Below are 24,845 nucleotides of genomic sequence, written 5' to 3' on the forward strand. Positions count from 1 at the left end.
ATTCATATGGAATGGAATGTGGAACGTTTTAATCAGGCGCTGGAGTCATTCAAATTGAGAGCTGCGACGGACGAGTCATTCAGGAAGCTCGCATTGACCGATCCGTCGGCAGCGGTGAAGGAGCTGACAGGTCAGGAGCTGCCGCCAGGCTTCAAGCTTCAGATCGTGGAGAATGCAGGCGCGCATCTCACCGTTGTGCTGCCCGATCTCCAGCAGGGAGAACGTGAGCTGGATGAGGCAGAGCTGGAGAATGTGGCTGGCGGCTATTGGTATGGCGGATATGATCCTGAGTTGTATGTCAGAGTCAAATAAAAAAATGGTGACGGAAAGGCGACTCCCGCCTTTCCGTTCGTCGTAGGTTAGGGGAACAGCCGTTTACGCTTGCTCCTTCTTTCTGTATAATCAAAGGGATGGTTCGAATGAATTGTACTGAATGCTTAGGAGGAAATGACATCATGCGTATTGGCGCGGTTGAAGCAGGCGGCACTAAATTTGTGTGCGGGATTGGCGATGAGCACGGGAATGTGGAGGAGAGGATCAGCTTTCCTACCGAGCAGCCTGAGAAGACGTTGCAGCAAGTGATTGATTTTTTCAAGGATAAACAGGTGGAGGCGATCGGGATCGGCACGTTCGGCCCGATTAATATCGATCCGTCCAGTCCGCAATACGGGTTCGTGACCACGACGCCCAAGCCGGGCTGGTCAGGCTATGACTTCCTTGGCACGTTGAAGAAGGAATTTCAGGTGCCGTTCGGCTGGGATACGGATGTGAATGCCGCGGCATTTGGCGAAGCGACCTGGGGAGCGGCGAAGGGCTTGGATAGCTGCGTTTATTATACGATTGGCACAGGAGTCGGCATGGGGGTCTATACCGAGGGCCGTCTCGTGCATGGGCTGATTCACCCGGAGGGAGGCCATGTGCTGGTTCGCCGCCACCCGGAGGACACCTATGAGGGCTTCTGTCCATACCATGGCGACTGTCTGGAGGGCCTGGCCGCCGGCCCGGCGCTGGAGAAGCGCTGGAAGGTCAAGGGCAGCGAGCTGTCAGCCGATCATAAGGCATGGGAGATGGAGGCGTTCTATCTGGGACAGGCGGTGACGTCCACGATTCTGATGCTGTCTCCGAAGAAGGTTATATTGGGCGGCGGCGTTATGCATCAGCGGCAGCTCTTCCCGCTCATTCATGCGGAGGTGCTTCGCAATCTGAATGGCTATGTCAGCCATGAGGCGCTGCTGGAGAATATCGATAGCTATATCGTTCCACCGGGTCTTGGCGACAATGCCGGGCTGTGCGGCTCGATCGCGCTCGGGCTGGAAGCATACCGCAAGGCTCAACAAGCCTAGATGGCCTAGACAACGCCGGATGGTGCAGTGCTGTTCCGTCTCCGCGTTATACGGGGTACAGGGCAGTACGGTCTCCGATGAATCCAGCTAATGTCGAACAAGCCCGCTTTTCTGTCAGCAGACAGGAGAGCGGGCTTGGGTGTGTCTTCAAACTCCGACGAGAGCAGATTTCGTCGAATTTTCGTTCCGGGCAAGGCACGTTCTCGCAGGCGTACCGGGGTACGTCAAGAGAACGTAACGCAGCACGGGGTGAAAAGGCGGTGAACGATGCCCTTGAGCGGGTTTGAAGACACACCCTTATTGCTGTTGGTTATTTATTGAGGCTCTGTAGCTGTAGCGTACAGCGTTTCTTTAATCTCTACCTTGTCCTTGAGCACATTCTCCATATATTGCTTGCCCCAGGCGTACATGGCATCAAGAATCGGCATCAGACTCTGCCCTTGCTCAGTCAGCGAGTATTCCACCTTTGGCGGAACGACAGGGTAGACCTCCCGGTGCACGATCAGATCCTCCTCCAGCTCCCGTAGCTGCGAGACGAGCATACGCTGGGTAATGTCGGGGATCAGCGCCTTCAGCTCGCCAAACCGCTTGGTGCCCCCCTTGCCCAGATGCCAGAGGATAAGCATTTTCCATTTGCCCCCGATGACAGATAACGTTAGCTCCTTCTCGCAATTAAACGTTCGATCACATAAATGCCCCATACAACAGCACCCTCCATCCACGATATTACCTTCAGTATACCTCAATGGTATACTTTTGGACACTATGTAAGCTGTGAGACACTAGATGAGAAATAAGACACAATGTAATAATAAAGTGCGTACTTACGCCGCGGTTCGATTAGCGCTTATACTATAGCCGTACCCTTCAGGTACATCCAACATTCTGAATGGGAGGCTACACTTATGAAATTGCAATTGGCTCTTGATCTGGTGAACATTCCTGAGGCCATCGAGGTCGTGAAGGAAGTAGCAGAATATATTGACGTAGTTGAGATCGGCACCCCGGTCGTTATTAATGAAGGCTTGCGCGCCGTGAAGGAGATGAAGGCGGCATTCCCGCATCTGCAGGTGCTGGCTGATCTGAAAATTATGGATGCTGGCGGCTATGAGATTATGAAGGCGTCCGAAGCAGGAGCAGACATCATTACCGTGCTGGGTGCGACCGACGACATGACGATCAAGGGCGCTGTGGAGGAAGCACGAAAACAGAACAAGCAAATTATGGTTGACATGATAAATGTCAAGCAGATCGAGGAGCGGGCTGCGGAGATTGATGCGCTCGGAGTGGATTACATCTGTGTGCATACGGGCTATGATCTTCAGGCGGTCGGGAAGGATTCCTTCGCCGAGCTGCAGACGATCAAGCGTGTGGTCAAGCATGCCAAGACCGCGATTGCCGGTGGCATCAAGCTGGCGACCTTGCCGGAAGCGATCAAGGCTCAGCCTGATCTGATCATCGTCGGCGGCGGGATTACCAGCCAGGAAGACAAGAAGACAGCGGCTGCCGAGATCAAGAAGCTCATTATGGCTGGCTGACAGGAGACGCGTATACCTGTGCGAAACACATCTCATTATACCTCTCTTGTCGTCCAGGAGCTGGCAAGGTCTATGGAGCGCATCGATGAAGAGGCGGCGGACAAGCTGGCGGGGCAGGTGCTGGCTGCGGGCAAGGTGTTCGTCGCCGGTGCCGGTCGTTCGGGCCTGATGATGAAGGCATTTGCCATGCGGCTCATGCATCTGGGCGTGAGCGCCTATGTCGTCGGCGAGACGGTCACACCGGGTCTGGAGGAAGGAGATCTGCTGCTGATCGGCTCCGGCTCCGGTGAGACGGGCAGTCTGGTGGGCATGGCGAACAAGGCTGTGAAGCTAGGCGGCACGCTAGGCGTCCTCACCCTGTTTCCCCAATCGTCGCTCGGCTCGCTCGCTCATCTAACGATCAAGCTGCCAGGGTCGCCCAAGGATGCGGAGGACAATCAGGACGTGACAGTGCAGCCGATGGGCTCGCTGTACGAGCAGACGCTGCTCCTGTTCCTCGATGCGGTCATCCTGTGCCTGATGGAGAAGCAGAGCCAGAGCTCGGGAAAGATGTATGGCAAGCATGCGAATCTGGAGTAGCGAAGCAGACGGGAACGCCCCTACCTTGCGTCATTCGGCGCAGCGGGTGGGGGCGTTTGCTGTTTCTTTTTTGTAGCTCAGCAGTTATGGTCATTCAGTCATTTCATTGATATACTGATCGTAGCTAATGAGTCGCTCACAGCTCGGTCGGCCGGGTGAGGTTCACCGTTCAACCGTTCAAGCGCTCATCCGTTCATCCGTTCATCCGTTAAAATCATCTGTTCAGTCGGCAGCGGGGTATCCGGTTGCTTTTTTCATTGGGATTAAATTACAGGATAGCCAAGAGGAGGGGCGGCGATGACGGCTTCCAGTTCAACACATCGGCTCGACAAGCTGCATATCCACTCGGTTCGAAGCGGTCAGGTGCAATGCGAGCCTGGTCGTCGCCTCAGTTCGCGAACTCTGGATAAATATGTACTCTGTGCCGTTACGGGCGGCAGGCTGGCGCTAAGGGTCAATGGGATCGATTATTCGGTTGCCAAGCGGGAATTATGTATGCTGCTGCCCGGTATGCTCGTGGAGGCGCAGGCTGCCGGGGATGATCCGGCGAGCTTCACGCTCGTTGCCTTCTCCGCAGATCTGATCGTCAAGCGCCACAACGGCAGATTCGCGGAGTCGCCGCCGAATTCGTTGTTTCGTCAGGCGGAATCTCTCGCGATGACTCGTATAAATGAGCAGGCTGTGAAGCAGCTTCTTCTGCTGCGGACATTGCATAGAGAGGGAAGCAGGCTGGAGTTGAAATACAGGCTGCATCTGTTTCTGAAGGAGCTGCTATCTCAGCAGGCAGAGTGGCAGGAGCCGTCGTCCGTTGGCATGGAGGTCGCTGTGGAGCATATGGAGCGGCATTATACAAGAGAGTGGGATGTTGCTTCCCTATCCGCGTTGGCGGGTTTGAGCGTCAATCATTTTATCCGAACCTTCAAGAAGCGTATGAATATGACACCGATGGAATACATACAGAAGCTGCGCATGACGAAGGCTAAGGAGCTATTATTTTCAACCTTGAGAATCAAGGATATTGCCAATCAACTCGGTTATCATGACGAGCATTATTTCAGCCGGGTGTTCAAGAAAGCAGAAGGCGTGGCGCCTACGATGTTCATGCGTACACGTACCCATCGGATTGCAGCGATGTATTACGGACTGGATGATTATCTGTTGACATTAGGCATCGCGCCCGTGGCTGCTCTCTCCTACTCCGAGCGGGTATCCCGCTATTACAATGTGCCTCCGCTGAAGCATGCCATGGAGGAGCTTGTAAGCTCCAGTATGAACTATGACCTCCTGCGCAAGGCGCAGCCTGATCTTATATTATCCAGCGATAGGCTGGGACGGAATAATGAGCTGGAGCGTGTAGCTCCCACCGCCATCATTCCCTATTCTAACGATCATGAACACCTCCTCTCCGAGATAGGCGACATCTTGGGTAGAAGAGAGCAGGCGCATAGCTGGACAGAGCAGTATAACGAGCGCCGGTTCGGGCTGCAGGACAAGCTCGGCTCTCACTTGGGACGTCAGACCGTTTATTTTATTCGCATTAGTGATCTCTTCATACGTGTGTATGGGGCGGCCAATCAGACCGGAGCGCTGCTCTACCATGATCTTGGGCTGGTACTGCCTGATGCATTCCCGCGACAGCAATGGGCGATCGAGATCGGGATGGAGGATTTCTTGCGCTACAATGCTGCTCATTTATTTATTGCGGTTGATCCGACGGTCAGGGCGAGACAACGATGGAGGTCGTTAGTGCGCTCCGAGCACTGGATGAGCCTGGAGGCTGTCAGGGAACAGCGGGTCTATGATGCGAGCGATCTGTTATTTAAAACGTTAGGGCCAACGGGCAGAGTCTGGGCGATGGACTATGTTGCAAGCCAGCTAATGCGTACCGCGAGGTGAATTTGTCCACTGTGAGAAGGGGAGATTGTCCATTGAAATCCTCTCTTCACTTTTTTAATATAATGATAATGATTATTATTATCTTAAATAAAAAGGGCTCAACCTAATAATCAGTGTTTGACAGAAAACAGACCTTAGCGGAGGGACGGAGGGATTCTGGAGAAACGTCAGTGTTCGCCCTTAAAGACCGATTCCCACCATAGTCCTCATATAAATAAAAGGAATCGGGCTTTAACAGCGATCGGAAGAACCCTCTGTGCCGTAGCTTCTTATTCGGCCCAAGTCAAGCACTGATTTCTGGTTTGAGCCTAAAAAGGGAGCAAAAAAATGGTCAGACAGATTGGTTTCATCGCTGCAGCAGTTATGATAATAATTATGCTAGCCGCCTGCGGGAGTGCTACAGATACGCCTGCGGCGTTGAACTCTCCGCCCGCAGAGTCAGGGGTAACAACGGGGTCGGCACCTGGCACATCGGCGGATGTGGAGAAGAGCAATGTACGCACCATTACTCACTTGAAAGGGACAACAGACATTCCGGCTCAAATTGATCGCATCATTGTGCTGTCGGCAGCCTACACCGATCATTTGCTTACAATTGGAGAGAAGCCAGCCGCTATTAATGTAGAGACTCGTTACAATGGAGATTATCTGCCTTACCTGGCCAGCCAGTTGCAGGGCGTACAGACGGTGGGCTCCGCGGAAGCGCCTAATCTGGAAGCGATTGTACTGCTGAACCCGGATGTCATCCTGATCGAGAGTCGTACTGCGGAATCGACCTATGATGAGTTGAATAAGATTGCGCCAACCCTTGTGCTGGGCAACGAGTGGCTCGATTATGAAGATAATGAAGGGTTCTGGAAGAAAGACCTGCTTATGATCGCAGAAATGTATGATAAGACAGACGTCGCTCAAGCGAAGATTGCGGAGCTGGACAAGAAGACAGCGCAGGCCAAGGAGAAGCTCGCATCCCTTGGTAACAAGAAGCTCGCCTTTATGCGGGTGAGGGAGAAGGCGATGCAGATCTATGCAGAGAAGGGGCATCCGCTCGGTACGCTGCTCTATGAGAGTCTGGGCTTTGAACCGACCGCGTTAACCCCGGAGCTTCAGCGGGTGGATCTGTCGATGGAGGTCTTGCCGGAGTTGGATGCCGACTACCTCGTGCTGGAGGTTGATCCCAATGGCTACAACAACCTCGACAGCATGAACAAGAGCGTGCTATGGAACAACGTTCCGGCTGTACAGAACGAGCACGTATTTGAATCGGACTCATTCTGGCTGTTCAAGAGCTGGGGAGCGCTCGGCAGAAGCGAGATTATTGATGATATTCTAGAGATGATTGGTAAATGATGATAGAATCGGCCAGGGGTCGCATACACGTCCCAGATACCTCTGGCCGATTCTTTGGCGTGACGCGCGGCAAGGGCGATACATGATGGATTCGCGACGGGTCGCTCAGTGCCCTTATGATGCAGTATCCGCATTGTCTCTCAGGAGGCGGAGCATGTCTAACCGCTGTAGGCTGGCTGCGCCGCTGTCGCCAAAGGTAATAAGGTGGATGGAGAAGTCCTTGCCCGACTGCTGTATACGAACGCTGATCCCTGGCGGGAGCTGCGCGGTCTCCAGTTCAATCAGCCTGGTTGCGTTCGTGCCGACATACAGTTGGTGGTATTCAAAATCAAACTGTGGCGTGGTATTGCTGTCAAACCTGCGGAAGCCTGCGGTATTGGTCCAGTCGATCCTTGACCAGCCGGACTGCCCGATAGATTGACCTTCATACCAGATGTCCCAGAGACCGAGCGCAGACCGTTCCAGATAGAGGAGCGTCAGCTCTCCATCCTTATCTGTACCTATTACTCTGTACTCCCTGTCATTGGCATTGAAGCTGCGTTCATATAGGGCATATGAGGTAGAGTAACCGTCAAGCTTTAGAGTCAGAGCGAGGCTGTTAGCCCGCACGATGAAGAATGCGACACAGGCTACAGCTAGCAAAGAGATGGTGATCCAGAATATTTTTTTCAAGGCGGAGCCTCCTTCATAAGCCTTGACAGCGGCATCTGTTCATTTGTAAAGTAGGGAACGATAATATTCCAGGTAGCTGCACATTACATAGTATTTTTCATGATAAGCTACCGATTGTCAATCATTACCGCTGATTGTGCTGCTATTGGGTTGTGGGGCTGATGGGGATTAGGGGAGCAGTGCGGAGTAAAGGAAAAGCAGCGCTTCGGTGAGTGCTGGTGCGAATGTGAGGCTCACATGAAATCCCCGGTACATTCTCACCTCGAAATTTGTCGAATTACACAGGAAATAGTTAATATTATCAAGACACAAAGGTCAAAATAAAATATTATTGCGTAAAATCATCTATTAAGTGTATGATTAATGCAGAAATGGGATCGAAAATGTAAATTTTCGCTGTCGCACCTCACGTAGGTGCGTGGATTGAAATGTCGCTGTTGATTTTAATAGGACGCCTATTAGCTGTCGCACCTCACATAGGTGCGTGGATTGAAATTTCTTGATATAAACGACATTACTGGCTGCAAGGGAGTCGCACCTCACATAGGTGCGTGGATTGAAATTTGCACAAGTTTCTTCCCTCTGTCCATGAGGTTACTGTCGCACCTCACATAGGTGCGTGGATTGAAATAGAGTTGGCGTAATGGATGAAATCCATCCACTTACGTCGCACCTCACATAGGTGCGTGGATTGAAATGAGAAATACGTCAAATCCATGGAGGATGCTCAAGGGTCGCACCTCACATAGGTGCGTGGATTGAAATTTGTCCTGGTGACGGATTATACCGCTCCGCCCAGTCGCACCTCACATAGGTGCGTGGATTGAAATTCGCAGCCCTTGCTGACTCGTTCACCTCAATGCCGTCGCACCTCACATAGGTGCGTGGATTGAAATTTGTCATTGTTTGCTGTGCCGCTCTGCAATGCTGGTCGCACCTCACATAGGTGAGTGGATTGAAATAGGCACTCGCAACTCTGGTTATTGGGAAATCAAGGTCGCACCTCACATAGGTGCGTAGATTGAAATAGTCAGATAACCCGCTTTGATTAACAGGCCGATGGTCGCACCTCACATAGGTGCGTGGATTGAAATTCTTCTGCATTATATCCAACTTCGCCATTATCCACGTCGCACCTCACATAGGTGCGTGGATTGAAATAGGTACTATATCGCCCTGGCGAAACCAACTGTACCGTCGCACCTCACATAGGTGCGTGGATTGAAATGTAGACGATAAAGGCGACATTGACGCCCTGGAGCTGGTCGCACCTCACATAGGTGCGTGGATTGAAATGGGCAGTCACAACATTGTCATGTAAATCATTGTTGTCGCACCTCACATAGGTGCGTGGATTGAAATTCACCTACTCTCGCGATTTGTGGATTAATGAGATGACGTCGCACCTCACATAGGTGCGTGGATTGAAATGAGCCTGACTACAGTGGATCAGAGGGGTTTGTCGTCGCACCTCACATAGGTGCGTGGATTGAAATTCTCATTTTCTTTCATCCTTTCTCTTTTGTTTTTGTCGCACCTCGCGCAGGTGCGTGGATTGAAATCATAATTGAAAAGTTGCTTACTGATTAATTTTTTGTCGCACCTCGCGTAGGTGCGTGGATTGAAATGATCGATAATCTGTCTGGAATAAAAGCAAATGCTGTCGCACCTCACGTAGGTGCGTGGATTGAAATATTAAGCACTCGACCCATTCGGGGTTGAGTTGGCCGTCGCGCCTCACGTAGGTGCGTGGATTGAAATAAGCGGATCAAGGTAACAGGAGGTGTGAGCGGGGGGTCGCACCTCACGTAGGTGCGTGGATTGAAATACAGCGCTTCCTGACCTTGCAGACTCCGCCTGTAGTCGCATCTCGCGTAGGTGCATGAATTGAAACGTCCGCCTTACTACTTTCAGGCTATTCTATAGCCACCCCAATAGCCGCACACATACCGTTACCCGGCGCCACGCTGCTCACGCAGATGGCTGCCGGGTAACGGTTATTTCCATGTGCGCGCTACGCGGCCTCGCATCACATAGCGGCTTGATGCCCGCTTGGCTACGCTCCTACTTGGATTCCATCGGGTATAACGATTATAATGGTCTGTACACCGCAATTGCGCGAGCGGCGCTCACGGCATGATGATGAGGGCTGGCGCAGCCAATATTGCATGAGAGAGGACACGACGGAGATATGAACTCATTGTGCAAGGTTCTAATTGTAGATGATGAAATTCTGGTCAGACAAGGCATCAAGCATTATCTGAACTGGGAGCAAGAGGGGTTCCAGATCGTCGGCGAAGCATCGAATGGGCAGGAGGCGCTCGATCGCATCGCCACGCTGCAGCCCCATATTGTCATTACCGATATTGTTATGCCGGTTATGGACGGGGAGAAGCTGACACGGATGGTGAAGCAGCATTTCCCGGAGATTGAGATTATCGTGCTGAGCGCCTTCGGGGAGTTCGATTATGTTCGCTCCAGCTTTCAGAGCGGGGTGGCCGACTATATATTAAAGCCCAAGCTGGATGCCAGCCATCTGCTGGCTGTGCTGAAGGCCACCGCGGCCAAGATTCCATCACTCAGCCTGACGGCGAACACAAACGCTTACAAGGTCTCAATCGAGAATATACTCGAGAAGCTCCTCTCCGGCTATGAGGATCATGCTCTGGACAATGAGCTGCTGAAGGAGACGTTCCCTCATTCAGGCTATGCATTGATCGGGGCCGATCTGGGGCGATTGTCGCCGCAGGAGGCCGCGCCACATGCTGCTGCCCTCAGTCAGGCATTGGAGCAGCTCGAGGAGGAGCTGGGGCAATTCACAGTACGCCGGATACCTGCCGAGCCTCATATCGAGGTGTATCTGGCTAATCTGGATGACAGTATGTATACGATGGCACAGCATCGGCTGGGCAAGCTTGCACAGCTCGCCAGAGCAGAGCGAATGGAGACCTGCTGGGCAATGAGCGAGCCTTTTACCGTACTGAGCAAGCTGCCTGCTCTCTATCGAGATCGCTTCCTCAAGCTGCTCGGGTACCGCTTCTTCCTGCCAGATAAACCGCTGCTGATCGAGATAGAGCTGCCGCGACGTCCTGTGGAATCGCCGCGCTTCAACCTCAACCAGTTCACCGAGGAGATCAAGCGCCAGCAGTTCGAGAGCGCATTCCATGATCTGAAAGCCTATGTCGCTGCGCTGTCATCCGATTACAGTGCCGATGCCTATGAATTTCGGTCGTTTCTGGGTAACATCATCTTCAACGTGACCGTCATGCTGAGTCATATGGATTATGAGGTCGCCGAGCTGGAGGAAGGGAAATATGAATACTTCCGTCATATTGAGGAGGCGCGTTCTGCGGCAGAGGCGTCGAAGCTGCTGGATGAGTTCCTGGCGGCGGCTTGGAAGTGCATCTACCATCGACGCAATCAATATAGCAACCCGAATATGAAGAAGCTGCTGGACTATATCGAGCAGCATTATGCAGAGCCGCTCAGTCTGAGCGAGGTGGCCAAGCATTTTCATTTTAATCCCTCGTATTTGTCCAGCTACTTCGCAGCTAACAACAAGGAGGGCTTCAGCGAATATGTGAACAAGCTTCGTATCGAGAAGGCTGAACAATTGCTTCGTGAAGACGGCGCGACGATTGCCGAGATTAGCGGCATGGTGGGCTACTCGGATCACAGCTACTTCTGCAAGGTATTCAAGAAGGCGACAGGGCTGGCTCCGAGCCAATATCGTCGGAAGCATCGCCGCTAGTTACGGGGCAGAATCTTACAGAAAGCGAGCGTATACGTAATGAGACTGTTTTGGCCGCAATTCAGGCATCATCGCCTCTTCATGAAGATATTCTCGGTACTGGTCATCAGTATCGTCCTGGTCACTCTGCTCACGCTGACGATTACCATTCGCATGTCGGAGCGGCTGTTCATGGAGACGTTCAGTATTACGAACTCCAAGGTGCTCAGTCAGATCAAGCAAAATTTTGAATCGTATCATAATGCGGTGGTGAATCTCTCCTTCAGCGTCAGTCAGAGCGGTGCGATCCGCAGCTTCCTGTCTGAGGAGGATACGACCTCGCTGGAGGTCGTCCGGTCTTACTTCGGCATGCAGCAGATGATGAAGCGCTACCGGACGGCGATCGATCCTTACGGAGCAGCGATCACCATCCTCGGCAATAACGGCCGTGCTTACACCCCGGAGCAGACGCTATGGCCGATAATGAAGGAGGAGCTGCTCAGTCATCCTCTCACGAACCACGCGCTCGCTGAGCCGCGCCGGCTGAGCTACCAGCTCTATACCCCCGACAAGGCTGCCGCAGGCGAGGAGCCTTTAATTGTAGCGACGAAAGTACTGATGGAGCGAACGAGTGACGAGGTGTACGGCATGCTCTATGTCACGATTCGTGAGCAGGACTTCAATCAGTTCTACCGGAATTTTACCAGCAAGGGCAATCAGGTCATGCTGCTCGACGAATCCGGCCGTATCGTATCCAGCGACCAGCGGGAGCTGATCGGCAGCTTCTCGCCGGAGCTGCTGCAGCATGCGCAGAAGGTGGAGCAGCAGCAGCTCGATTACCTGGAGGCGCGTGTGATGCGGAAGGATAGCATCGTACTGTCACAGCATCTCCCCTCTTATGGCTTCTACCTCGTCAATCTGATCGATAAGCAATATGCAGTAGGTCAGGTTGTCAATGTGAAGGCCGTTGTACTGACGTCGATGGGCGTGGTATTGGTTGCACTGATCATCTTGTTCCCGATTATTCGCAATATGATCAAGTCGCTCACACGCTTAGTAAGACAGATGTCTAATTTGACGAAAAATAATTTCAATAAAATCAATGTGTCCGGCAGCTATGAGATTCAGGAGCTGGGACGAGCCTTCAACTATATGGTGGATGAGCTGCAGGATCATATGCGGCAATTAGTCACCACCCAGCAGGAGCAGCGACGATCCGAGCTGGCGGCCCTGCAGAGTCAGATCAACCCTCATTTCCTGTACAATACGCTCGCATCCGTCAAAATACTCGTTCAGCAGGGCAGCAAGGAGAAGGCGGCAGACACGATCAATGCGCTTATCTCCCTGCTGCATAATTCCATCGGCAATATACGGGAGACGAACACGGTCGAGCAGGAGCTGGAGCAGTTGCGCAGCTACGTATTCATTAATCACATCCGTTATGGGGAGCGAATTCGGGTTCATTTCTTCGTCTCTCCAGACTGCACCAGCTACCATCTGCCGAAGCTGATCATCCAGCCGTTCATCGAGAACGCCTTCTTCCATGCGTTCATCCAAAAGACAGAGGGATATATTCATGTGATGATTGCCCAGGAAGGGCAAATGCTCGTGTGCGAGGTCGTCGATAATGGCGATGGATTCGAGCAGGGGGAGAAGGGAAACAAGCTCCCAAGCTCGATGAGCAACCGGCAGCTATTTAGCGGGATCGGCATTCGCAACGTGCATGACCGGATCACATTATTGTATGGGGATAGTTATGGCGTCAAAATTATGAGTCAGCCGGGGGAAGGAACTCGCGTGCGAATCTGGCTTCCGGTGCTCACGGATAAAAATAATACAACTATCTAAAAATAATACAAGAATAAAATTTGCCTTCATTTCGAATGATAAGAATACGACAAATGAAGGCAAATATTTTTCTAACACTCCAGGCTGAGGGATTGCTATCATGAAAGAGCAACGTCGGCAAACGCTTTCAGAAAAGCTTTACAGGCTTGAGAATCAAAGGTTCAAAAAAAGCAAAAATCCGCAAAAACTGACTAACGGGGGTAGAGAAATCGTGAAAAAAAGTTTTGCTATTTTGTTGGCAAGCATGATGCTGCTGATGGCACTGGCAGCTTGCTCCAAATCCACTACTGAAAGCCCTGGCACAACAACGGGAACGGATTCGGGTACGAAGACAGAAACCGAAGCAGCGAAGGAAATTACTATCTGGGCATGGGATCCGAACTTCAACATCAAGGCGCTGGAGCTGGCCAAGGAATCCTACAGCAAGCAGAATCCTGATCTGAAGGTAAACCTCGTGGAATTCGCACAGAATGATATTGTGCAAAAACTGAACACTGGCTTCAACTCCGGCACAACAAAGGGTCTGCCAAACATCGTGCTGATCGAGGATTACCGTGCGCAAAGCTTCCTGCAAGCTTACCCGGATTCCTTCTATGAGCTGACCAATTCGATCAAGGCATCTGACTTTGCTGATTACAAGCTGGGGCCTACAAGCTCTAATGGCAAGCAATATGGCGTACCGTTTGATTCCGGTGTAGCGGGTCTGTACGTGCGCACGGATCTGCTGGAGCAAGCTGGCTACAAGCTGGCTGACCTGCAGGACATCACATGGGATCAATATATCGAGATCGGTAAAAAGGTGAAGGAAGTTACAGGCAAGGACATGGCTTCCCTTGACCCGAATGATCTGGGTCTGATCCGTATGATGATCCAGTCCGCTGGTTCCTGGTACCTGAAGGAAGACGGCAAGACACCTGACATCTCTGGCAACGTAGCGATGAAAGAAGCATTCGAGCTGTACAAGAAAATGATGGAAGCTAATATCATCAAAATTCACTCCGACTGGAGCCAATTCGTAGCGAGTGCAAATAACGGCTCTGTAGCATCGGTGCCAACAGGCAACTGGTTCACGCCTTCGATCATGCAAGAGGCTTCCCAGTCCGGTCAATGGGCAGTGGCTCCATTCCCGAAACTGCCGAACAATGACAAGTCGGTTCACGCATCCAACCTGGGCGGCAGCTCCTGGTATGTGCTGAATGTACCAGGCTCCGAGCAAGCGGCTGATTTCCTGGCCAAAACGTTTGGTTCCGATGTGGATCTGTACCAGAAGCTGATCACAGATGTTGGTGCTATCGGTACCTACAAGCCTGCTGCGAGCGGTGAAGCGTATCAGCAAGCCAACGAATTCTTCAACGGTCAGAAGATTGTTGCCGACTTCGCAAACTGGACAGCACAAATTCCTAACGTGAACTATGGCTTGCATACGTATGCGATCGAGGACATCCTGGTTGTAGAACTGCAAAATTACCTGAATGGCAAAGAGCTGGACAAGGCTCTGGCTGACGCTCAGGCACAAGCAGACTCCCAAGTGAAGTAATACAGGGCCACATCATAATGGCGTACAACGGCGCTCCGCATCCGCAGCGGAGAGCCGTTTACGCTTCATGCGGCTATGCCGCAGCAAGAGGCGATAGGATTCACAACGTTATATCAACGTTATATGCAGTAATTGAAAGAGGAAGCGCCGCCTATGCATGTCGCCAGTCAATGGCCGAGGCATGGCCCGCCAAGGACGGCAACAGCCGTTTACGCTTGGATTCTAACGAAACGACAGATCGCAGGTGAGCCAGCGGCTCCATGTTAATCGACGCTCTGTAGTTTCATTAGATTTCGAAAGGCTACGCTTGAGGCGGCAGCGCTCAGGAATCGTAATAGGATGCTTGCAATGCTTCACGTACAGAAAGGAGATGCTTGACAGATGAATACAGCAAAACCAGGGCTCTCGATTCGAGCCAAATCGGCGATGACCGGCTGGAGTTTCGTCATAATAGCCGTCGTCATGATCGCCGTTTTTTACTTTTATCCGATGATTCAAGCCTTAATCCTGTCGTTCCAGACGGGGGCCGGCTCCAACCTGAGCTTTAATGGACTGGACAACTACAAGCGGCTGTTCACGGATCAGACGTTCCGTGCCGCACTGGTGAATACATTTATCTACCTGATCGTTCAGGTGCCAATCATGATTGTGCTGTCGATGTTCTTGTCCGTACTGCTTAACGACAGCAAGCTCAAGCTGAAGGGCTTCTTCCGTATGGCGATCTTCTTGCCATGTGTAACCTCGCTTGTAGCGTATTCCGTTATCTTCAAATATCTGTTTGCCGGAGACGGCCTGATCAACCAGACGTTGCTCAATATTCACCTGATCTCCCAGCCGATCGGCTGGCTGACCGATCCCTTCTGGGCCAAGATTACGATTATTATCGCCATTACGTGGAGATGGACGGGCTACAATATGATCTTCTATCTGTCCGCTCTGCAAAATATCGATAATTCCATCTATGAAGCAGCCCGGATCGACGGCGCCTCGTCGGTACGCCAGTTCTTCAGCATTACCGTTCCGCTGCTCAAGCCGATCATTCTGTTCACGTCGATTACATCGACGATCGGAACACTGCAACTGTTCGATGAGGTCATGAACATTACGAAGGGCGGCCCGGGCAATTCGACGCTCTCGATCTCGCAGTACATCTACAATCTGTCATTCAAGTACACGCCGGACTTCGGCTATGCGGCAACTGTCTCGTATTCGATCGTCATTCTGATCGTGCTGTTGTCCATCATTCAGTTTAAAGCGGCAGGTGAAAAATAATGGCTAAACTCAAACGAATATTTACGTACTTGTTTCTTAGCTTGACGGCGTTTATCTCGATCTTCCCGTTTATTTGGATGATCGTCAGTGCGACTAACCCATCGGTTGAGGTCACGCGCGGGCGCTTGCTGCCTGGCAGCCATCTGATGACGAACTTCAACAATCTGCTTGATTCGGTCGATCTGGTGCCATCTCTGCTGAACTCGGCCAAGATCTCCGTCTCCACGACACTGCTGTCGCTGCTGATCGCTTCGCTGGCAGGCTACGGGTTTGAGGTATACCGCAGTAAGGCCAAGGATATTGTGTTCACAATTCTGCTGTTGTCGATGATGATTCCATTTGCGGCGCTGATGGTGCCGTTATACCGGATGTTTGCTTCCATCTCTCAGCAATTTCCGATGATCGGGATCGACACGCTGACCTCTGTCGTACTGCCTACAGTGACCACAGCGTTCCTGATCTTCTTCTTCCGCCAGAGCACCAAGATGTTTCCGAAGGATATGCTGGAGGCAGGAAGAATTGACGGCTTGAGTGAACTTGGATTATTCTTTAAGGTATATGTACCGACGATGAAGACAACCTATGCAGCCGCTTCGATCATTACCTTCATGGCTAGCTGGAATAATTACCTCTGGCCACTGATCGTGCTGCAATCGCAGGAGAATCGGACAATTCCGCTGCTGATCTCCACACTCGGCTCCAGCTATTCGCCGGATTACGGGATGATCATGACAGCGATTGTCATTGCAACGCTCCCAACAGCGCTTGTGTTCTTCCTCATGCAGCGCCATTTCGTGGCCGGGATGGTCGGTGCGGTAAAATAAAGCAAGAGGAGAGAAGATATGAAAGCAACAGTACCTACCCTGGAGTGGCTAACCGATGTCAGTGTGTTCGCGGTGAACAGATTGCCTGCACATTCGGATCATCGTTATTATGAGTCGCTCCAGGAGGCGGCAGAGGCTGCGGATATGAAGCTGCGCTCCAGCTTGAATGGCACGTGGAAATTCCAGTACGCCCCCAATCCGGCGAGCCGCCCCGAAGCGTTCTACAAGACGGAGTTCAACTGCGAGGGCTGGGGGACGATCGAGGTGCCGGGTCATATCCAGATGCAGGGCTACGGTCAGCCGCAATACGTTAATACGATGTATCCGTGGGATGGCCACGAAGAGCTGCGCCCGCCCCAAATCTCGACAACACATAATCCTGTTGGCAGTTATGTAACCCGTTTCAGTCTGCCGGAGAATTTCCGGAATCGTCCGGTTCATATCTCGTTCCAGGGTGTGGAATCGGCGTTCTATGTCTGGTTGAATGGCCACTTCGTCGGCTACAGCGAGGACAGCTTCACACCAGCAGAGTTCGATCTGACGCCATTCGTTCAGGAGAAGGACAACAAGCTGGCGGTTGAGGTATACCAGCGCAGCACCGGAAGCTGGCTGGAGGATCAGGATTTCTGGCGCTTCTCCGGCATCTTCCGCGATGTGTATCTATACACCGTGCCTGAGGTGCATGTGTCTGATCTATTCGTGCGCACTGACCTGGATGCGGCCTATGAGCAGGGCTCGCTCTCGGCGGAGCTGACGTTCCGCGAGGGAGCAAGCGGCAAGGTGCGCCTCTCGCTGCTAGATGGTGAAGGAGGCGCTCTGCTGGAGCTGGAGCAGCCGATTGAGAGCAGCAAGCTGACAGTCAGCGGCGCGGCGGGCGCAGTCAAGCTGTGGAGCGCAGAGGAGCCTAATCTGTACACACTGCTGATCGAGGTATATAACGCCAGCGGCAAGCTGGTGGAGGTGATCCCGCAGAAGGTCGGCTTCCGCAAATTCGAGATGATCAACAAGATCATGCATCTCAACGGCAAGCGGATCGTATTCAAGGGCGTGAATCGTCATGAGTTCAACCCGCGCCGTGGACGCGCCATCACGAAAGAGGATATGCTGTGGGACATCCGCGCGCTGAAGCGCAACAACATCAATTCGGTGCGCACCTCGCATTACCCGAATCAGACCTTGTGGTATGAGCTGTGTGACGAGTACGGCGTCTATGTAATCGATGAGATGAACCTGGAGACGCATGGCTCCTGGCAGAAGATGGGTGCTGTCGAGCCGTCCTGGAACGTGCCGGGCAGTCTGATGGAATGGCAGGACATCGTCATGGATCGCGCGATCTCCATGCTGGAGCGCGACAAGAATCATCCGTCTATTCTGATCTGGTCGCTGGGCAATGAATCGTATGCCGGCCAGGTGCTGCTGAACGTGTCTCACTATTTCCGGGAGACAGACCCAAGCCGGCTCGTACATTACGAGGGTGTCTTCCATAACCGCGAGTATGATGCTTCTAGCGATATGGAGAGCCGCATGTACGCCAAGCCTGCGGACATCGAGGAATACCTTAACAATGATCCACAGAAGCCTTATATTAGCTGTGAGTACATGCATGCCATGGCCAACTCGCTGGGCGGCATGCACAAGTATACCGAGCTTGAGGATCGCTATCCGCTGTATCAGGGCGGCTTCATCTGGGATTATATCGATCAGGTCATCGTGAAGAAGGATCGCTACGGCAAGGAGTTTCTGGCTTATGGCGGAGATTTCGACGACCGTCCGACCGACTATAATTTCTGTACGAACGGGATCGTCTATGCAGATCGCGTAGAATCGCCGAAGATGCAAGAGGTCAAGTTCCTGTATCAGAATGTGAAGCTGAACGTCGAGCGTGACGGTGTGACGATCCGTAATGATAATCTGTTCATCTCAACCGCAGGCTATGTGCTGGAATATACGCTGTATCGCGAAGGGCAACCGGTAATTAGCGGCTCGCAGCGGGTCGTGGTGGAGCCTCAGAGCGAAGCGTATGTAGCGTTGCCTGAGCAGTCGGCCAAGGCTGTAGCAGCAGGCGAGTACACACTGCAGGTTGCATTCAGGCTGGCTGAGGCTCAACTGTGGGCGGATGCAGGCTACGAGATTGCCTTCGGCGAGCATATCTATCAGGTTGCTGGCGAGCAAGCGGCTGTGCCGCAGGGCGAGCTGCGACTGATCCGTGGCGATGTCAACTACGGCGTGAAGGGCGACGGCTTCAGCATGATCTTCTCCCGTCAGGCGCATACGCTCGTGTCGTTGAACTATGGCGGGCGCGAGATGATCGCCCAGCCGCCGGCGCCGCTGTTCTGGCGGGCGCTGACCGACAATGACCGCGGCACAGCAATGGGCTTCCATGCGGGCGGCTGGTATGCTGCAAGCCTGGCTCGGCGCTGTACCGGGCTGGAGGTGACGGAGGGCGAAGGCAGTCTGACGTTCACGTATAGCTATGCCTTCAGCATTCATGAAGCGGTGAAGAGTGCAGTGGCCTATACGGTCTATGCAGATGGCAGCTTGCATGTGAAGGCGAGCTATGAGGGGCCGGAAGGACTGGCGGATCTGCCGACCTTTGCCCTCTCGTTCAAGGTTCCGGCTGATTATGACAAGCTGGAGTGGTATGCGATGGGGCCGGAGGAGAATTACATCGACCGCGCCTTCGGCGCACGGCTCGGCATCTTCCATACTGAAGCAGGAGACCATGTGTCCGGCTATGTGGTGCCGCAGGAGTCCGGCAACCGTACAGGCGTGCGACGCGTGGACATCGCAGATGCACTTGGGCAGGGCATCCGCCTGACCTCGCCAGCATCGTCTCCGGTAGAATGCAATATCTCGCCGTATACGGCGTTTGAACTGGAGAATGCGATGCATCACTATGAGCTGCCGCCCGTTCATTACACCGTCGTTACGGTGGCGGGTAGGCAGATGGGCGTTGGCGGAGATGATAGCTGGGGCGCGCCGGTTCACCCGGAATACAGGCTTCCTTCGGGACAGCCGCTGCAATTTGAATTTACGATTCGCAAGCTGTAGGACAGTCATAAGGATGCAAGACGAAGAAGCAGGAGAGCGCAGCAAGCCGCTCTCCTGCTTCTTCTGTTATGTCCAGGGTGGGATATTATGCTTGTTATGGTGCCATACTAACGCTAATTCCTATCCTATCCGTTGAGGTGTGCTATGCAGAATGTATATCAGACAAGTCCGCCGCTCACTCCCTCATCGCCTGTACCAGCAGACCTGTCCTCTGCGCTTCAAGAGATTCAGGGCACACTGGGCAGCTCCAGCGATCTGGTGATGAAGACGTTCACTTGTCTCAAGCGTTGGCCAGCGGCACTCGTCTATATGGACGGATTTGTCGATCAGCAGCTTCTTCATGAATCGATACTGCGCTCGCTTCTGCGTCGTGATGATGAGGTCTCCAGGCTGATTCAGCTTCGTGATGATGAGCGATTAAGCTATATTGAGCATGAAGTTCTGATCGCCGCGGATACGAAGCGAATCGATACGATGGGCGCTCTGTTCACGGATCTGATGTCAGGCTGTGTGATGCTGCTGTTGGATGGCTCGGCTGTCGTGCTGCGGATCGGTGCTGTCGGCTGGGAGGATCGCAGCATCAGCGAGCCGAATTCACAGGCTGTGGTGCGCGGGCCGATGGAAGGCTTCAATGAGAATCTGCGGACGAATATGACGCTTATTCGTCGCAGAATCAAGGACCCTGAGCTGTGGACCGAGACACGTGAGATTGGAAGAGTCACCAAAACCTCGGTTGCAATCGTCTTCCATCGCCAGATTGCCGATGCCTCTGTTGTAGAGGAGGTGAGGCGGCGGCTGGATAAGATCGATATTGACGGTATTCTGGAGAGCGGCTACATTGAGGAATTTATTCAGGATACACAGCGCACCATCTTCCCGACGGTATACAACAGCGAACGTCCTGATACCGTTGCAGCAGCGCTGCTGGAAGGGCGAATCGCCATCCTCGTGGACGGAACTCCGTTTGTCCTGCTCGTTCCCGCGCTGTTCGTCCAGTTCTTCCAATCCGCGGAGGATTACTACCAGCGCGCAGACATCAGCACGCTGCTGCGGATCATTCGGTATCTTGCTTTTTTTATTGCCATGCTGGCGCCTTCATTCTATATCGCGATCTCGACCTTTCATCAGGAGATGCTGCCAACCAGCCTGCTAATCAGTGTAGCGGCTCAGCGGGAGGGTGTGCCGTTTCCTGCTTTTATCGAGGCATTGCTTATGGAGGTGACCTATGAGATATTGCGGGAGGCGGGGGTTCGTATCCCCAAGACGGTCGGTCAGGCGGTGTCCATCGTCGGCACACTCGTCATTGGTCAAGCTGCAGTCGATGCGGGTGTCGTGTCCGCAGCGATGGTCATCATCGTGTCGATCACAGCAATCTCCAGCTATGTCATCCCGGAGAATGGATTGTCCATCTCGGTACGCATCATCCGGTTCGTGCTTATGGCGCTTGCAGCGAGCTTTGGCTTATTCGGGATATTGCTCGGGCTGCTCATGCTGGCGATCCATCTCACCAGTCTTCGCTCGTTCGGCGTATCGTATATGAGCCCTTACGGTCCGTATGTAGCCGGAAATTTGAAGGATACATTCTACCGCGTACCCTGGCCTGCGATGCGAACCCGACCAGCGACCGCCAATCCGCGAAATGTGCACCGTCAAGGGATAGACATACAGCATCAACATCGTGAAAGCGGGGAGAGCTATGGAGCGTCTGCTACTAATAGGGAAGCTGGCAGTGGTGACAGGGCTGTTGCTGACGTCGACAGGCTGCTGGGGGCGACACGAGCTGAATGATCTGGCTATTGTCCTAGGGCTCGGAATCGACAAGGCTGGTGATGAGATCAAGGTGACAGCTCAGGTCGTCATTCCCTCAGGGGTAAGCTCCAATCAGAATAAAATATCGGCCGCCCCGGTAACGGTCTTTAACGCTACGGCACCAACCCTGTTCGAGGCGATTCGGAAGCTGACTGTCAGCAGCCCGCGCATTGCCTTCCTGTCCCATATTCGGGTGCTTGTATTCGGAGAGCAGTTTGCCAGAGAGAATGGGGTCGGCGAGATGCTGGACGGGATGATGCGCGACCCACGAGTCCGACCTGATTATTATGTGACGGTCGCTCGTCGCACAACCGCAGAATCAGTGCTGTCTGTACTGTCCATGCTAGAGAAAATCCCTGCTGACAAGCTGTACAAGTCGTTGGATGCATCGGCAACAACCTGGGCGCCGACCACAACGGTGAATGCGGATCGGCTGATGGAGGATATGATTGGGTCAGGTCATTCCGCCGTTGTGCCAGGAGTTGAGATCAGAGGGAATCCCCAAGGCATTAATAGCAACAACAACCTGACGGGCGTGAAGCCCGCAGCGCAGCTTGTAATGAACGGCCTGGGTGTCTTCCGCAAGGATAAGCTGATCGGATGGCTGAGCGAGGTGGAGTCCAAAGGGTTCAATTATATACGTGACCAGGTGGATTCCACTATGGGACATATCCGCTGTGAGGAGGACAAGGGCTATATCGCCCTGAACTCATTGCGCTCCAATACGAAGATCAAGACGACGATGAATGCGCAGTCCAAGCCGCAGTTTCATGTCAAGGTGGAGACGGTGAGTGTGATCGCTTCAGTAGAGTGCAAACAGAGGATAGGGAGTTTGAAGGCGATAACTGCGATGGAGAAGAAGGGCAGTGAGCAGACGAACAAGCTGATGAGAGAAGCGGTCAATACGGTCTTTCGGAAGTATAAGGTAGATATATTCGGATTCGGTCAGGAATTGGAGCGCAAGTATCCAAAGCAGTGGGCGAAGCTGAAGGATAGCTGGGAGGAGCATTTGAAGGATTTGAACATTCAATACGACACGAAATTCATGATCAAGCGTGTGGGAACACTGGATGATTCCTTCCTGAAGCAGATTAAGGAGTAGAGTATGACCACATATATCGCCGTAGGTGTGACAGCTGTTATTATCGCCGCAATCTATCTGCCGGAGCAGATTCGGCTGCGTCGGATGAAGGAAATTATGGTGTTCTCGCTGTATCTGCTAAGTGGGAGCGCGATGAGCATTATCGCTATCGATCTGGAATCCGTGCCAAGTCCGCTGGAGTTTATCGTCTGGATCTATGAACCGTTGAATCAGATGCTGGGGGGATTGTTTTAATTGGGGGGGCTGAAGACATGTTGGAGCCAGGACGCATCAGTGTTCGGCAATTAATCGTAGTCATGCTGTTAATCCAGATCGGTGACATGATTCTGGTCTACCCGTCGTTAATAGCGGGCGCTGCACAACAGGACGCGTGGGTGGCCTCCTTGATCAGTATTCCCTTTGGTCTCTTCACGATCTGGATTATGCTGCAGTTATACAAGCAGGCTCCAGGCTTGACGCTGATTGAAGGGCTGGGCAAAATATTTGGCAAATGGATGGGCGCAATACTTGGGCTGTGGTACTTGTTTTACTTTATGGTGATGGCAGCTACCATAGTTCGCGAAGCCGGAGATTTCCTGACCACGCAGATTCTTCCTGAAACTCCGATTCGGGTCATTCATCTGATTCTCGTTATTGTTCTGGTGTGGGGGATCAAGTATGGTCTTGAAAGCTTGAGCCGGGCAGGAGAACTGCTCATTCCGATCGTCGTGATGTTCATAGCGTTCCAAGTGATCTGTCTGCTGCCCCAGATCGAAGTGGCACGTCTGGAACCCGTATTCGCTTCGGGGGCGAAGAGCATTGCAGCAGGGGCTGCGCTGGCAGTCGCATACCCGTTCGGAGAGCTGCTGCCTGTGCTCATGCTCATCCCCTATGCGCTGAATCGACCGCATCGAACCCGAGACCTGCTGATGACCGCTCTCATCGGTTTTCTGATGCTGACGATGATTGTGACCGTTGCGTTGATGGTGCTTGGGCCGTTCTTTACACAGCATAATATTTACGCATCCTTCATCTTGTCCCAGCGCATCAGTATTGGGAACTTTCTGGAGCGAATCGAATCCGTGATGGCTACGATCTGGATTATCTCAACCTACTTCAAAGCGGTCATCTATTTCTATTGTTTTGTTCTTGGCTCCGCACAACTGTTCACACTTCGCAGCTACCGCCCGATTATTGTGCCATCAGGGATGATCATCTTCGGCATGGCGATCATCATCGCACCGACCCTTACCTATTATCAGGCGATCGTGTCCAAGTACTGGGTCTATTGGGATCTTACGTGCGCGCTGGTGATTCCCCTGTGCGGGCTGCTTGTCTGCTATGTGCGCAAAAGGTGGAGCGGACAGAAGCTCGGTGAAAACACCTATAATTGACATAATATTAACATTAAAATGTAATGAATATTGACATTTAAATTCTCTATCCCCTACAATAGAATGAAAAGCTGGGTGGATGGCGGCCGGCTGTCCGGCTGGCTGTGCTTGGCGACAGAGAAGGAGTGGGGAGAGATGCGCTTATTGCTGCTGAAGCACTTCAGATTCGATAGAGAGACAGCGATTACGGATTGGGCGGCAGCCCAGGGGCATACGTTCACGCTGCTGTATCCGCCAGATGATGAGACGTATCCTGAACATGACAGCTATGAGCTGCTGGTCATCCAGGGCGGACCGATGAGTGTATACGAGGAGAAGCTGTACCCCTGGCTGACGGATGAGAAGCAATTCGTTCGTGAGGCGCTGCAGAGGGGGAAGCTGGTGCTGGGCATCTGCTTCGGTGCACAGATGCTGGCTGAGTTGCTCGGCTCTAGGGTGTATCGCAATGCTTATAAGGAGATAGGCTGGCATAAGATAGAGCGCACCACCGCGGAACACCCGCTGCTCTCACAGCTTCCACAGCAGTTCTATTCCTTCCAATGGCATGGGGACTGCTTCGATCTACCCGAGGGAGCGGTGCGGCTGGCGGGGTCTGAAGCCTGTACCAATCAGGCGTTTGCCTATGGCAACAGGGTAGCGGGCCTGCAATTCCATCTCGAGGCTCATCCCGAGGCAATCGGGGAGATGCTCTCCTGCTGGAGCAGCGAGCTTGTTGAGGGGCCATACATTCAGTCCGCCACACACATCACCGCTGAGCTGGCGAGGAGCGAGCAGTCCTTTGCCATGCTGGCGCGGGTGCTGGATCAGCTAGCTGCGGTCATGCAGGCGGATCAGGGAAGTGGGCGGTCGGAACAATCGGCCGGACAGGCGGAGCAGCAGAGCGGCGTGCACCACGAAGCTCAGGCTGCCCCAGGGGCCTAACCC

At 52.9% G+C, this 24,845-nt stretch carries 19 protein-coding genes and 1 CRISPR repeat array; of the genes, 17 read left to right on the forward strand and 2 right to left on the reverse strand.

Annotation, left to right across the window (positions count from 1 at the left end; translation table 11 throughout):
- Positions 1–6 precede the first annotated feature (6 nt).
- Positions 7–312 (forward strand): NHLP leader peptide family RiPP precursor, encoded by a 306-nt coding sequence (locus tag ACY1JZ_RS14835; RefSeq protein ID WP_270169393.1) that lies wholly within the window; start codon positions 7–9, stop codon positions 310–312.
- 143 nt (positions 313–455) lie between these two features.
- Positions 456–1,343: an ROK family protein gene (locus tag ACY1JZ_RS14840; RefSeq protein ID WP_270169395.1), complete on the forward strand. Its 888-nt coding sequence runs from the start codon at positions 456–458 to the stop codon at positions 1,341–1,343.
- Positions 1,344–1,657: 314 nt separating this feature from the next.
- On the opposite strand, the gene hxlR is transcribed toward ACY1JZ_RS14840, so the two are convergent.
- Positions 1,658–2,044, reverse strand: coding sequence for a transcriptional activator HxlR (hxlR, locus tag ACY1JZ_RS14845; protein WP_270169396.1), 387 nt, complete (start codon positions 2,042–2,044; stop codon positions 1,658–1,660).
- A gap of 204 nt (positions 2,045–2,248) precedes the next feature.
- Between hxlR and hxlA the strand changes: the two genes are divergently transcribed.
- The 4 genes from hxlA to ACY1JZ_RS14865 all read left to right on the forward strand — a co-directional run bounded on the left by hxlA (position 2,249) and on the right by ACY1JZ_RS14865 (position 6,703).
- A complete protein-coding gene (hxlA, locus tag ACY1JZ_RS14850; RefSeq protein ID WP_270169398.1) occupies positions 2,249–2,881 on the forward strand; it encodes a 3-hexulose-6-phosphate synthase in 633 nt (210 codons plus the stop codon).
- Positions 2,882–2,899: 18 nt separating this feature from the next.
- Positions 2,900–3,460, forward strand: coding sequence for a 6-phospho-3-hexuloisomerase (hxlB, locus tag ACY1JZ_RS14855; RefSeq protein WP_462629844.1), 561 nt, complete (start codon positions 2,900–2,902; stop codon positions 3,458–3,460).
- A 297-nt stretch (positions 3,461–3,757) separates the two neighbouring features.
- Positions 3,758–5,356, forward strand: a complete 1,599-nt coding sequence (locus tag ACY1JZ_RS14860; protein ID WP_462629845.1) for an AraC family transcriptional regulator — start codon at positions 3,758–3,760, stop codon at positions 5,354–5,356.
- Positions 5,357–5,683: 327 nt separating this feature from the next.
- Positions 5,684–6,703 carry an ABC transporter substrate-binding protein gene (locus ACY1JZ_RS14865; RefSeq protein WP_462629846.1) on the forward strand — a complete coding sequence of 340 codons (1,020 nt, stop codon included), beginning with the start codon at positions 5,684–5,686 and terminating at the stop codon, positions 6,701–6,703.
- 114 nt (positions 6,704–6,817) lie between these two features.
- Here ACY1JZ_RS14865 and ACY1JZ_RS14870 read toward each other — a convergent pair whose 3' ends face one another.
- Positions 6,818–7,375 (reverse strand): hypothetical protein, encoded by a 558-nt coding sequence (locus ACY1JZ_RS14870; protein WP_462629847.1) that lies wholly within the window; start codon positions 7,373–7,375, stop codon positions 6,818–6,820.
- Positions 7,376–7,773: 398 nt separating this feature from the next.
- Positions 7,774–9,269: a CRISPR direct-repeat array (repeat unit 32 nt; unit sequence GTCGCACCTCACATAGGTGCGTGGATTGAAAT).
- 297 nt (positions 9,270–9,566) lie between these two features.
- Here ACY1JZ_RS14870 and ACY1JZ_RS14875 point away from each other — a divergent pair.
- The 11 genes from ACY1JZ_RS14875 (at position 9,567) to ACY1JZ_RS14925 (ending at position 24,842) form a co-directional block, all read left to right on the forward strand.
- On the forward strand, positions 9,567–11,126 hold the full coding sequence (locus ACY1JZ_RS14875) for a response regulator transcription factor (protein WP_462629848.1): 1,560 nt from the start codon (positions 9,567–9,569) through the stop codon (positions 11,124–11,126).
- A gap of 39 nt (positions 11,127–11,165) precedes the next feature.
- Entirely contained in the window at positions 11,166–12,953 is a 1,788-nt protein-coding gene (locus ACY1JZ_RS14880) for a cache domain-containing sensor histidine kinase (protein WP_462629849.1), read from the forward strand.
- Positions 12,954–13,164: 211 nt separating this feature from the next.
- Positions 13,165–14,490: an ABC transporter substrate-binding protein gene (locus ACY1JZ_RS14885; protein WP_462629850.1), complete on the forward strand. Its 1,326-nt coding sequence runs from the start codon at positions 13,165–13,167 to the stop codon at positions 14,488–14,490.
- Positions 14,491–14,871: 381 nt separating this feature from the next.
- Positions 14,872–15,762 (forward strand): carbohydrate ABC transporter permease, encoded by an 891-nt coding sequence (locus ACY1JZ_RS14890; RefSeq protein ID WP_270169411.1) that lies wholly within the window; start codon positions 14,872–14,874, stop codon positions 15,760–15,762.
- Positions 15,762–16,586 (forward strand): carbohydrate ABC transporter permease, encoded by an 825-nt coding sequence (locus ACY1JZ_RS14895; protein ID WP_270169413.1) that lies wholly within the window; start codon positions 15,762–15,764, stop codon positions 16,584–16,586. The genes ACY1JZ_RS14890 and ACY1JZ_RS14895 overlap by 1 nt, the downstream gene beginning before the upstream one ends.
- 18 nt (positions 16,587–16,604) lie before the next feature.
- Positions 16,605–19,637: a beta-galactosidase, LacZ type gene (gene lacZ / locus ACY1JZ_RS14900; protein WP_462629852.1), complete on the forward strand. Its 3,033-nt coding sequence runs from the start codon at positions 16,605–16,607 to the stop codon at positions 19,635–19,637.
- Between the two features lie 144 nt (positions 19,638–19,781).
- Positions 19,782–21,425 carry a spore germination protein gene (locus ACY1JZ_RS14905; protein ID WP_462629853.1) on the forward strand — a complete coding sequence of 548 codons (1,644 nt, stop codon included), beginning with the start codon at positions 19,782–19,784 and terminating at the stop codon, positions 21,423–21,425.
- Positions 21,334–22,548 carry a Ger(x)C family spore germination protein gene (locus ACY1JZ_RS14910; RefSeq protein WP_462629854.1) on the forward strand — a complete coding sequence of 405 codons (1,215 nt, stop codon included), beginning with the start codon at positions 21,334–21,336 and terminating at the stop codon, positions 22,546–22,548. The genes ACY1JZ_RS14905 and ACY1JZ_RS14910 overlap by 92 nt, the downstream gene beginning before the upstream one ends.
- Before the next feature lie 3 nt (positions 22,549–22,551).
- Entirely contained in the window at positions 22,552–22,782 is a 231-nt protein-coding gene (locus tag ACY1JZ_RS14915; protein ID WP_462629855.1) for a hypothetical protein, read from the forward strand.
- Positions 22,783–22,799: 17 nt separating this feature from the next.
- The gene (locus tag ACY1JZ_RS14920; RefSeq protein ID WP_462629856.1) at positions 22,800–23,921 is read left to right on the forward strand and encodes a GerAB/ArcD/ProY family transporter; all 1,122 of its coding nucleotides are present in this window, start codon (positions 22,800–22,802) and stop codon (positions 23,919–23,921) included.
- Positions 23,922–24,056: 135 nt separating this feature from the next.
- Complete coding sequence (locus tag ACY1JZ_RS14925; RefSeq protein WP_462629857.1) at positions 24,057–24,842, forward strand: type 1 glutamine amidotransferase; 786 nt, start codon at positions 24,057–24,059, stop codon at positions 24,840–24,842.
- Positions 24,843–24,845: the final 3 nt, after the last annotated feature.

It is taken from the genome of Paenibacillus sp. J5, from assembly GCF_054955055.1.